This window comes from Streptomyces sp. NPDC054975, assembly GCF_053609105.1.
In genome coordinates, this window is sequence record NZ_JBSGWV010000036.1 from 24,417 (window position 1) to 35,117 (window position 10,701).

General features: G+C 70.1%; 8 protein-coding genes. 7 read left to right on the forward strand and 1 reads right to left on the reverse strand.

The window, feature by feature from the left end:
• The first annotated feature begins 12 nt into the window (after positions 1 to 12).
• The 5 genes from ACWF79_RS25805 to ACWF79_RS25825 are packed head-to-tail and all read left to right on the forward strand — an operon-like array spanning position 13 to position 5,647.
• The gene (locus ACWF79_RS25805) at positions 13 to 1,260 is read left to right on the forward strand and encodes an ABC transporter substrate-binding protein (protein WP_453730517.1); all 1,248 of its coding nucleotides are present in this window, start codon (positions 13 to 15) and stop codon (positions 1,258 to 1,260) included.
• 42 nt (positions 1,261 to 1,302) lie between these two features.
• A complete protein-coding gene (locus tag ACWF79_RS25810) occupies positions 1,303 to 2,475 on the forward strand; it encodes an ABC transporter ATP-binding protein (protein WP_453730518.1) in 1,173 nt (390 codons plus the stop codon).
• Positions 2,472 to 3,398, forward strand: coding sequence for an ABC transporter permease (locus ACWF79_RS25815; protein WP_453730519.1), 927 nt, complete (start codon positions 2,472 to 2,474; stop codon positions 3,396 to 3,398). Before ACWF79_RS25810 ends, ACWF79_RS25815 begins: the two co-directional genes overlap by 4 nt.
• Positions 3,398 to 4,192, forward strand: a complete 795-nt coding sequence (locus tag ACWF79_RS25820; protein ID WP_453730520.1) for an ABC transporter permease — start codon at positions 3,398 to 3,400, stop codon at positions 4,190 to 4,192. The genes ACWF79_RS25815 and ACWF79_RS25820 overlap by 1 nt, the downstream gene beginning before the upstream one ends.
• A gap of 36 nt (positions 4,193 to 4,228) precedes the next feature.
• Complete coding sequence (locus tag ACWF79_RS25825) at positions 4,229 to 5,647, forward strand: NAD(P)/FAD-dependent oxidoreductase (RefSeq protein WP_453730521.1); 1,419 nt, start codon at positions 4,229 to 4,231, stop codon at positions 5,645 to 5,647.
• Here the strand turns inward: ACWF79_RS25825 and ACWF79_RS25830 are convergent.
• Positions 5,644 to 7,923, reverse strand: a complete 2,280-nt coding sequence (locus tag ACWF79_RS25830; protein WP_453730522.1) for an MMPL family transporter — start codon at positions 7,921 to 7,923, stop codon at positions 5,644 to 5,646. The genes ACWF79_RS25825 and ACWF79_RS25830 overlap by 4 nt on opposite strands.
• A gap of 295 nt (positions 7,924 to 8,218) precedes the next feature.
• On the opposite strand from ACWF79_RS25830, the gene ACWF79_RS25835 reads away from it, so the two are divergent.
• Positions 8,219 to 8,689, forward strand: a complete 471-nt coding sequence (locus ACWF79_RS25835; RefSeq protein ID WP_453730523.1) for a hypothetical protein — start codon at positions 8,219 to 8,221, stop codon at positions 8,687 to 8,689.
• Positions 8,690 to 8,756: 67 nt separating this feature from the next.
• Positions 8,757 to 10,583 (forward strand): chitinase, encoded by a 1,827-nt coding sequence (locus ACWF79_RS25840; RefSeq protein WP_453730524.1) that lies wholly within the window; start codon positions 8,757 to 8,759, stop codon positions 10,581 to 10,583.
• Positions 10,584 to 10,701: the final 118 nt, after the last annotated feature.

Consider the following 10,701-nt stretch of genomic DNA (forward strand, 5'->3'; position numbering starts at 1 on the left):
AAGGTACAGCGCATGGACCAGTACGAGCCCGACAGCCTGTCCGCCGCGCAACTCGCGGCGATGCGGCGCAGTCTGACGAGCGGCCGGGGCGCCCTCACCCGCCGTTCGATGCTGCGCGCCGGAGGCGTCGGCGCGCTCACGATCGGCGGCCTCGCGTCCCTCGGCGCGTGCGGCATCCCGCCGGCCAGGCGCGAGGGCGAAGGCCCCGCGTCCACGGACTTCTCGGCCAAGGAGAAGCAGCTCAACTTCTCCAACTGGACCGAGTACATGGACGTCAGCGAGGACGAGAAGTCCCGCCCGACCCTGGAGGCGTTCACCCGGCGCACCGGGATCAAGGTCAAGTACACCGAGGACATCAACGACAACGTCGAGTTCTTCGGCAAGATCAAGCCGCAGCTCGCGGCCGGCCAGGACACCGGCCGTGACCTGATCTGCGTCACCGACTGGCTCGCCGCCCGCATCATCCGGCTCGGCTGGGCGCAGAAGCTGGACGCGGCCAACCTCCCCAACGCGTACGCGAACCTCTCCGCGCAGTTCCGCCGCCCCGACTGGGACCCGGGCCGCGCCTACTCGTACGCCTGGACCGGCATCTCCACCGTCATCGCGTACAACAGCAAGGCGACCGGCGGGAAGAAGGTCGACTCCGTCACCCAGCTCCTGGACGACCCGTCCCTGAAGGGCCGCGTCGGCTTCCTCACCGAGATGCGCGACAGCGTCGGCATGACCCTGCTCGACATGGGCAAGGACCCGGGGAAGTTCACCGACGCCGAGTACGACCAGGCGATCGGGCGGCTGCAGAAGGGCGTCGACAAGAAGCAGATCCGGCGCTTCACCGGCAACGACTACACCTCCGACCTGGACAAGGGCGACCTCGCCGCCTGCCTCGCGTGGGCCGGTGACGTCATCCAGCTCCAGGCCGACAACCCGGACATCAAGTTCGCGATCCCCTCGGCCGGTTACATCACCTCCAGCGACAACCTGCTGGTCCCCGCCAACGCGCGCCACAAGGCCAACGCCGAGAAGCTCATCGACTACTACTACGAGCTCCCGGTCGCCGCGCAGCTCGCCGCGTACATCAACTACGTCTGCCCGGTCGACGGGGTGAAGGACGAGCTGGCCAAGATCGACCCCGAGCTCGCCTCCAACACGCTGATCCTCCCGGACAAGGCCATGGCCGCGAAGTCGCACGCCTTCCGTTCGCTGAGCAGCCAGGAAGAGACGGCGTACGAGGAGAAGTTCGCCAAGCTCATCGGTGCCTGACCCACCGCCGTCCACCTCTCACGAACCCTGGGATCGCAACCCATGACTGACAAGACTGCTCACACTGGCAAGAACACGGGCGGCGGCGACGTCCGTCTCACCGGCATCAGCAAGACGTACGGCTCCTTCACCGCCGTCCACCCGCTCGACCTGACCGTCCCGCAGGGCTCGTTCTTCGCACTCCTCGGTGCCTCCGGCTGCGGCAAGACGACGACGCTGCGGATGATCGCCGGCCTGGAGGACCCCACCACCGGCTCGGTCTTCCTCGGAGACACCGACGTCACCGCCCTCCCGCCGTACAAGCGGCCGGTCAACACCGTCTTCCAGTCCTACGCGCTCTTCCCGCACATGGACATCACCGAGAACATCGCCTTCGGACTGCGCCGCCGCGGCATCAAGTCGGTGAAGAAGCAGGTCGACGACATGCTGGAGCTCGTCCAGCTCGGCGACAAGGCCCGGCACAAGCCGCACCAGCTCTCCGGCGGACAGCAGCAGCGCGTCGCGGTCGCCCGGGCGCTCATCAACCACCCGCAGGTCCTCCTCCTCGACGAGCCGCTCGGCGCGCTCGACCTCAAGCTGCGCCGCCAGATGCAGCTGGAGCTGAAGCGGATACAGACCGAGGTCGGCATCACCTTCGTGCACGTCACCCACGACCAGGAGGAGGCCATGACCATGGCCGACCAGGTCGCGGTGATGAACGGCGGCCGGGTCGAGCAGCTCGGTGCCCCGGCCGACCTGTACGAGAACCCGCGGACCACGTTCGTCGCGAACTTCCTCGGTACCTCGAACCTGATCGAGGCCGAGGTCGCCGAGACCGGCGGCAGCGACCTGGTGGTGACGGCCGGCGGCGGCAAGCTCCGGCTGCCCGCCGACCGATGTTCGGCGACGGTACGCACCGGGGGCAAGGTCCTCGTCGGCGTCCGCCCGGAGAAGATCTCCCTCACGCACGCCGACGACGCGGGGAAGATCGCCGACGGCCGCAACAAGGTCACCGGTCGCATCGCCGACTCCTCGTTCATCGGCGTCTCCACGCAGTACGTCGTCAACAGCCCGGCGGGCGCCGAACTCCAGGTCTACGAGCAGAACATCGAGCGCGACGCGCGGCTCGTCCCCGGCGCCGAGGTCGTCCTGCACTGGAACCCGGCGCACACCTTCGGGCTCGACGCCGACCAGGACATCGACGCGGGCGTGGAGACGGTGGAGGACGCCGGATGACCGCCACCCTGACGAAGGACGCCCCGCCGGCCCAGGACCTCCCGGTCCGCAAGCCCTCCACCCGCAAGCGGCTCGTCCCGTACTGGCTGCTCCTGCCGGGCATCATCTGGCTGCTCGTCTTCTTCGCGCTGCCGATGGTCTACCAGGCCTCGACCTCCGTGCAGACCGGCTCCCTGGAGAAGGGCTTCGAGGTCACCTGGCACTTCCAGACCTACTGGGACGCCTTCCAGGAGTACTGGCCGCAGTTCGTCCGCTCCCTGCTCTACGCCGGTACCGCCACGCTCCTGTGCCTGCTCCTCGGCTACCCGCTGGCGTATCTGATCGCCTTCAAGGCCGGCCGCTGGCGCAACCTGCTGCTCGTCCTCGTCATCGCGCCCTTCTTCACCAGCTTCCTCATCCGGACCCTGGCGTGGAAGACGATCCTGGCCGACGACAGCGTGGTCGTCGACGCGCTGAACGCGCTGCACGTCCTCGACGTGACCAGCTGGCTCGGCTGGACCGAGGGCAACCGCGTCCTCGCCACCCCGATGGCGGTCGTCTGCGGTCTGACGTACAACTTCCTGCCCTTCATGATCCTTCCGCTCTACACCTCCCTGGAACGGATCGACGGCCGGCTGCACGAGGCGGCACGGGACCTGTACGCCTCGCCCACCACGACCTTCCGCAAGGTGACGTTCCCGCTGTCGATGCCCGGCGTCGTCTCGGGCACGCTGCTCACCTTCATCCCGGCGAGCGGCGACTACGTCAACGCGGAGCTGCTCGGATCCACCGACACCAAGATGGTCGGCAACGTCATCCAGTCGCAGTTCCTGCGCGTGCTCGACTACCCGACGGCCGCCGCGCTGTCCTTCATCCTCATGGCGATCGTGCTGCTCATGGTCACCGTCTACATCCGCCGCGCGGGAACGGAGGACCTGGTCTGATGCGTTGGATCCGTCGGAACCTTGTCGTCATCGCGGGCCTGCTGACGCTCGCGTACATGATCGTGCCGAACATCGTCGTGATGGTGTTCTCGTTCAACAAGCCGAACGGGCGCTTCAACTACGCCTGGCAGCGCTTCTCGCTCGACGCCTGGAAGGACCCGTGCGGCGTCGCCGACCTGTGCGGCTCGCTGACCCTGTCGTTGCAGATCGCCGCCTGGGCCACCCTCGGCGCGACGATCCTCGGCGCGATGATCGCCTTCGCACTCGTCCGCTACCGCTTCCGGGCGCGCGGCGCGATCAACTCGCTGATCTTCCTGCCGATGGCCATGCCCGAGGTCGTCATGGCCGCCTCCCTGCTCACGCTCTTCCTGAACATGGGCGCCGAGCTGGGCTTCTGGACGGTCCTGATCGCCCACATCATGTTCTGCCTGTCGTTCGTGGTGACGGCGGTCAAGGCGCGCGTGATGTCCATGGACCCCCGCCTGGAGGAGGCCGCGCGCGACCTCTACGCGGGCCCGGTGCAGACCTTCGTACGGGTCACGCTGCCGATCGCCGCCCCCGGTATCGCCGCCGGCGCGCTCCTCGCCTTCGCGCTCTCGTTCGACGACTTCATCATCACCAACTTCAACGCGGGCTCGACCGTCACCTTCCCCATGTTCGTCTGGGGCTCGGCGCAGCGCGGTACGCCCGTCCAGATCAACGTCATCGGCACGGCGATGTTCGTCATTGCTGTACTGGTGGTGGTAGCCGGACAGATCATCACGAACCGGCGCAAGAAAACAGCTACAAGCTGAGATGACCCTGAGCAACACCTGAAGGAGTTGGAAACCATGGCCCCAGTCGCCATGCGTCTCGCTGCACAATCTCTCTCCGACGCCCAGCCCGTCCCCTTCTGGCTGGAAGACCCCGGCAAGCCCGGAGCCCTGCCCGCCCTCACCGGCACCGAGAAGTGCGACCTTCTCGTCGTCGGCGGCGGCTACAGCGGACTGTGGACCGCCCTCCTCGCCAAGGAGCGCGACCCCTCCCGGGATGTCGTTCTGATCGAAGGCCGCGAGGTGGGCTGGGCCGCCTCGGGCCGCAACGGAGGCTTCTGCGCCGCCTCCCTCACGCACGGCTTCGGCAACGGGCTCGCCCGCTGGCCGGGCGAGCTGCCGAAGCTGGAGGAGCTCGGCGAGCGCAACCTCGACGCCATCGAGGCGGCGGTCGCCCGCTACGGCCTGGACTGCGACTTCGAGCGCACCGGCGAGATCGACGTCGCCACCGAGCCGTACCAGGTCGAGGAACTCCACGAGGTGTACGAGGAGATCGAGCGGCTCGGTCTCGCGGACGGCCTGGAACTCCTCGACCAGGACGCCGTCCGCGCGGAGGTCGACTCCCCGACCTTCCTCGGCGGCCTGTGGGACCGGCGCGGCGTCGCCATGCTCAACCCCGCCAAGCTGGCCTGGGGCCTGAAGCGGGCCTGCCTGGAGCTGGGCGTACGGATCTACGAGAACACCCCCGGCCTCGACCTGGTCTCCGTCGGCGCCGGCATGGGCGTGCGCACCCCGTACGGCAGGGTCCTCGCCCGCCGGGTCGCGCTCGGCACCAACGTCTTCCCGTCGCTGGTCAAGCGCGTCCGGCACTACACCGTCCCGGTCTACGACTACGCCCTGATGACCGAGCCGCTCACGGCCGAGCAGCTCGCCGCCGTCGGCTGGAAGAACCGCCAGGGCCTCGGTGACAGCGCCAACCAGTTCCACTACTTCCGGATCACCGCCGACAACCGGATCCTGTGGGGCGGCTACGACGCCATCTACCGCTTCGGCGGCAAGGTCACCGCCGAGATGGACCACCGCCCGGAGACGTACCTGAAGCTCGCCGAGCACTTCTTCCGCTGCTTCCCGCAGCTGGAGGGGCTGCGCTTCAGCCACGCCTGGGGCGGCGCGATCGACACCTGCTCACGTTTCTCGGCCTTCTTCGGTACGGCGTACCAGGGCAAGGTCGCGTACGCCGCGGGCTACACCGGCCTCGGCGTGGGCGCCACCCGCTTCGGCGGCGACGTGATGCTCGACCTGCTGGCGGGGGAGCGCACCGAGCGGACGGAGCTTGGGATGGTCCGCTCCAAGCCGCTGCCGTTCCCGCCGGAGCCGATCGCCTGGGCGGGCATCGGCATCACCAAGTGGTCGCTCGCCCGCGCCGACGACAACGGAGGCCGCCGCAACCTGTGGCTGAAGGCCATGGACCGCGTGGGGCTCGGTTTCGACAGCTAGGCGCGTGGCTTCGAGATGCCCCCGCCGGCCGGTGGGGGCATCTCGCTCTCGCCCTCCGTGTCCACGTGCGGCAGCACGCGGTCCAGCCAGCGCGGGGTCCACCAGGCCGACTTGCCGAGGAGCGTCATCACGGCGGGCACAAGCAGCAGCCGGGCGACCGTCGCGTCGATCAGCACGCTCGCGGCCAGGCCGAGGCCCAGCATCTTCACCACGATGTTGTCGCTGACGATGAACGCGGCGAAGACGCTCACCATGATGAGCGCCGCGCAGGTGATGACGCGGGCCGTGATCTCCAGCGCGTGCGCGACGCTCGCCTTGGCGTCCCCGGTACGCAGCCAGGCCTCGTGGACCCGGGACAGCAGGAAGATCTCGTAATCCATGCTCAGACCGAAGACGATCGCGAACATCATCATCGGCACGTAGCTCTCGACGGGCACCTTCCCCGAGACGCCGAGCGCAGGGCCGCCCCAGCCCCACTGGAAGACGGCGACCACGACTCCGTACGAGGCGCCGATCGACAGCAGGTTCAGCACCGCGGCCTTGGCGGCGACGAGCGGCCCACGGAAGACGACCAGGATGACGAGGAACGCCAGGGCGACGACCACCGCGATGATGAGCGGCAGCCGGCTGGAGACGATGTCGAGGAAGTCGACCTGCGCGGCCGTGGTGCCGGTGACGTACGTGGCCGCGTCCGTCCCGTCGACGGCCTTCGGGAGGACGGTGTCGACCAGGTTGTTGACCAGCTGCGTCGTCCGCTCGTCCTGCGGCGCGGCGACCGAGTAGGCGGTGGAGAGCAGGACGTCCCCGTCGGAGGTCGGCTGCAGCGGCGTGATGAGGACGGCGTCGGGGACCCCGGTCAGGGCCTTCTGTGCCTGGCTCGCGAGCGAGGCCCGGTCCGCCTGGGGCACCGCCGTCTGGTCGATCACCAGGGTCAGCGGCCCGTTGGAGCCGGGCCCGAAGGCCGTGGACATCAGGTCGAACGCGCGCCGGTCGGTGAAGGACTCCGGGTCGGCGCCGTCCCCGATGTGCCCCAGCTGCATGAAGAACATGGGCAGCGCGAGCACGACCAGCGAGACGACCCCGGCCGCCAGGAACCACCAGGGCCGCCGCTCCACCTTCTGCGCGTACCGGTGCCACGTGCCGTGCGCCTCGCCGGAGTCGACGTCGGTCTCGGCGACCGGGGTGCGTACCCGCAGCCGGTCGATGCGGCGCCCGATCAGCCCGAGCATCGCCGGTACGAGGGTCAGGGCGCCGAGGACGGCGGTGACCACCGTGGCGGTCGCGGCCAGACCGAGCAGTCCGATGAAGGTCAGCCCGCTGACCCACAGCCCGGACAGGGCGATGATGACGGTGCATCCGGAGACGAGGACGGCCCTGCCGCTGGTCGCCGTGGCCTTACCGGCGGCCGTCACCGGGTCCTCGCCGTTCATCAGCAGCTGGCGGTGGCGGGTGATCAGGAAGAGCGCGTAGTCGATGCCGACACCGATGCCGATCATCGTGGCGAGGGTGGGGGAGACGGTCGCGAAGGTCCACGCGGCGGCGAGCAGGCCGAGCACTCCGAGCCCGCAGATGGTCGCGACCAGCGCGGTGACCAGCGGCAGCACGGCGGCCAGCAGACTGCCGAAGCCGATCAGGAGCACGACGACGGCGACCCCGAAGCCGATCGCCTCGCTGACCCGGTCGTCCGCCTCCGGCCGGGCCAGCTCGCCCAGCGAGCCGCCGTACTCGACCTGGACACCGGCCGCGCGCAGGGGCTCCACGGCGCTGTCCACGCCGTCCAGGTAGTCGTCACCGAGGGTCGAGGGCTGGACGTCGAAGCGGACCGTGATGTAGCCGGTCTTGCCGTCGGTCGACAGCGGCCCGGGGTTCGGGGTCCCCGCCGGGGTGCTCGGCGGCGGGGTGCCGGGTGGCGGCAGCGGGTTCTGCGCGCTGAGCACGTGCGGCAGCTTCCCGAGGGAGGTGACGGCCGAGCCGACCTGGTCGCTCACCTCGGTGAGCGGCTTCGCGGCGTCGTGCAGCACCACCTGGGCGCTGTAGCCGCCCGCGGCCGGCTCGTGGGCCCGCAGGACGTCGAGCCCCTTCTGCGACTGGGCGCCGGGCAGCGAGTAGTTGTCGGAGTAGTCGCCGCCGTACGCGTGCTGAAGCAGCATCAGCCCGCCGAGCGCGACGATCCACGCCAGGATGACCAGGACGAAGTGGCGGGCCGACGCTTCGCCGAGCCGCCGGAGCAGTCCTTTGCCCGGTGACGACGGGCCCGGTGACGGCGGGATCGACATTGGATGCTCCCGTGGCGAGTGCGGCGGCCGGTACGGCGGGCGTACGGAGGCCCATACGAGCACGTCGGGGCGGGCGGGCAGGGGAGGCCGCCGAACTCCTCCGCCGCTGTCCACCCGAACGGGCGTGCACCGCCCGGCGCGGCCGGGTCGGTGCGCGCCCCCGGCGCACCCCGTTCCCTCTCGGTGTGATTCAGCTCACTACCAACTCGTGGCCCGAACCCGCGTAATGATCGTCACCCACCCGGCTCTCTGCGTGTGGACAACGGGTCCGTACACGGAAGGGAGGCCGTAGGCCATGACTGGTTCGGGGGCGGCCAAGACCGCGGTGGAGTGGCTGGCGTCGGTGGCACCGGATCCCGACGCCTGCCGGTGGGAGTGGGAGCGCAATCCGCTCGGGATCGCGCTGCTGCCGGCCGGCAGGCGCTGGGACGTGCTGATCCTGCCGGGGGAGCTCGGGTACCCCACGCTCGACGTGCTGACCCGGCTCGTGCACCGGCCGGGTCCGGTCCTCGCCGACTTCGGGGAGTCGCGGATGGGTTTCTTCGTCCCCCCGGGCACGGCGTCCCGCTGGCTCGGCACGGGCGTGCGCAGCGCGGGCCGCGGCACCTGGATCGTCGTCCCCTACCCGGGCCGGACGACCGGCGGGGTGCGCTGGCTGGTGACGCCCGACGGGAGCGGCACCCTCAACGACGCCACGCTCCTGGAGCTGGCGATGCACGAGGCGGCGGGCGGTCTCGCGCGCGGGGAGGACGGGCAGAGGTCTTGACCACTTGATTGGTCTGGACCATGCTGTGGCGCGCTCCACCTCGATTCCCCCACCCCCGGAGGCAGTTGTGGACCGCACCGCAGGATCCCGAGGCACCCGACGCACCAGACCCCTCGTCCTCGCCCTGGCGGGAGTACTCGCCGCGGGCGGGCTCGTCGCCCTCACCCCCGTGGCCCAGGCCGCCGACTCCGAACTGGCACGCAACGGCGGCTTCGAATCCGGCCTGGACGGCTGGAGTTGTACGGCGGGCAGCGGAGCCGTCGTCTCGTCACCCGTGCACGGCGGGACGAAAGCCCTGCAGGCGACCCCGGTCGGCAGCGACCAGGCCCGGTGCTCCCAGACCGTCACCGTCAAGCCGAACTCCACCTACACGCTCAGCGGTTGGGTGCGCGGCAGCTACGTCTACCTCGGCGCGTCCGGCACCGGCACCAGCGACGTCTCCACCTGGACCCAGTCCGCCCCCGCCTGGCAGAAGCTCAGCACCGGCTTCACCACGGGTGCCTCCACGACGTCCGTCACGATCTACACCCACGGCTGGTACGGCACCGGCGCCTACGTCGCCGACGACGTCTCCCTCCTCGGCCCCGGCGGCGACCCCGTCCAGATACCGGCCGCCCCCACCGGCCTCACGGCGGGCTCCCCGACCTCCACCTCCGTACCCCTGTCCTGGCCGGCGGTCTCCGGAGCCACCTCCTACAAGGTCTACCGGGGCGGGACCCTGGCGGGGACCGCCACCGGCACCTCGTACACCGCGACCGGCCTGGCGCCCTCGACCTCGTACTCCTTCCAGGTCTCGGCCGTGAACAGCGCGGGCGAGTCGGCGAAGTCCTCGGCGGTGTCGGCGACCACGACGTCCGGCGGCGGCGGAAACCCGGGCCTTCCCGCCCACGCGCTCGTCGGCTACCTCCACGCCAGCTTCGCCAACGGCTCCGGCTACACCCGCATGGCCGACGTCCCCGACTCCTGGGACGTCATCAACCTCGCCTTCGGCGAGCCGACCTCGGTGACCTCCGGCGACATCCGCTTCTCCCTCTGCCCCGCCACCGAATGCCCGGGTGTGGAGTCCCCCGCGGAGTTCAAGGCGGCCATCAAGGCCAAGCAGGCCGCGGGCAAGAAGGTCCTGATCTCCATCGGCGGCCAGAACGGCCAGGTCCAGCTCTCCACCACGGCCGCCCGCGACGCCTTCGTCTCCTCCGTCTCGAAGATCATCGACGAGTACGGACTCGACGGCCTGGACATCGACTTCGAGGGCCACTCGCTCTCGCTGAACACGGGCGACACCGACTTCCGCAGCCCGACCACCCCGGTGATCGTCAACCTGATCTCGGCGCTGAAGTCCCTGAAGGCCAAGTACGGCCCGGACTTCGTCCTGACGATGGCCCCGGAGACCTTCTTCGTCCAGCTCGGCTACCAGTTCTACGGCTCCGGCCAGTGGGGCGGCCAGGACCCGCGGGCCGGCGCGTACCTCCCGGTCATCCACGCCCTGCGCGACGACCTCACCCTGCTCCACGTCCAGGACTACAACTCGGGCCCGATCATGGGCCTCGACAACCAGTACCACTCCATGGGCGGCGCGGACTTCCACATCGCCATGACCGACATGCTTCTCACCGGCTTCCCGGTCGCCGGCAACACCTCCCGCGTCTTCCCGGCCCTCCGCCCCGACCAGGTCGCCATCGGTCTCCCCGCCTCCCCGAACGCGGGCAACGGCCACACCACCCCGTCCGAGGTCAACAAGGCCCTGGACTGCCTGACGAAGAAGCAGAACTGCGGCACCTACCAGACCCACGGCACCTGGCCCGCCCTGCGCGGCCTGATGACCTGGTCGATCAACTGGGACCGCTTCAACGGCGGGGAGTTCAGCCGGAACTTCGACGCGTACCCCTGGAGCTGACCGGAGGGTACGCACGAACAGGGCCGGGGGGGGGGGGCGGCCCGCGGGCGGGCCCGCGGCGGCCGCCGCCCGCGCCCCCGGCGCCCGGACGCCCCCCCCGCCGCGGGGCGGGGCCCCG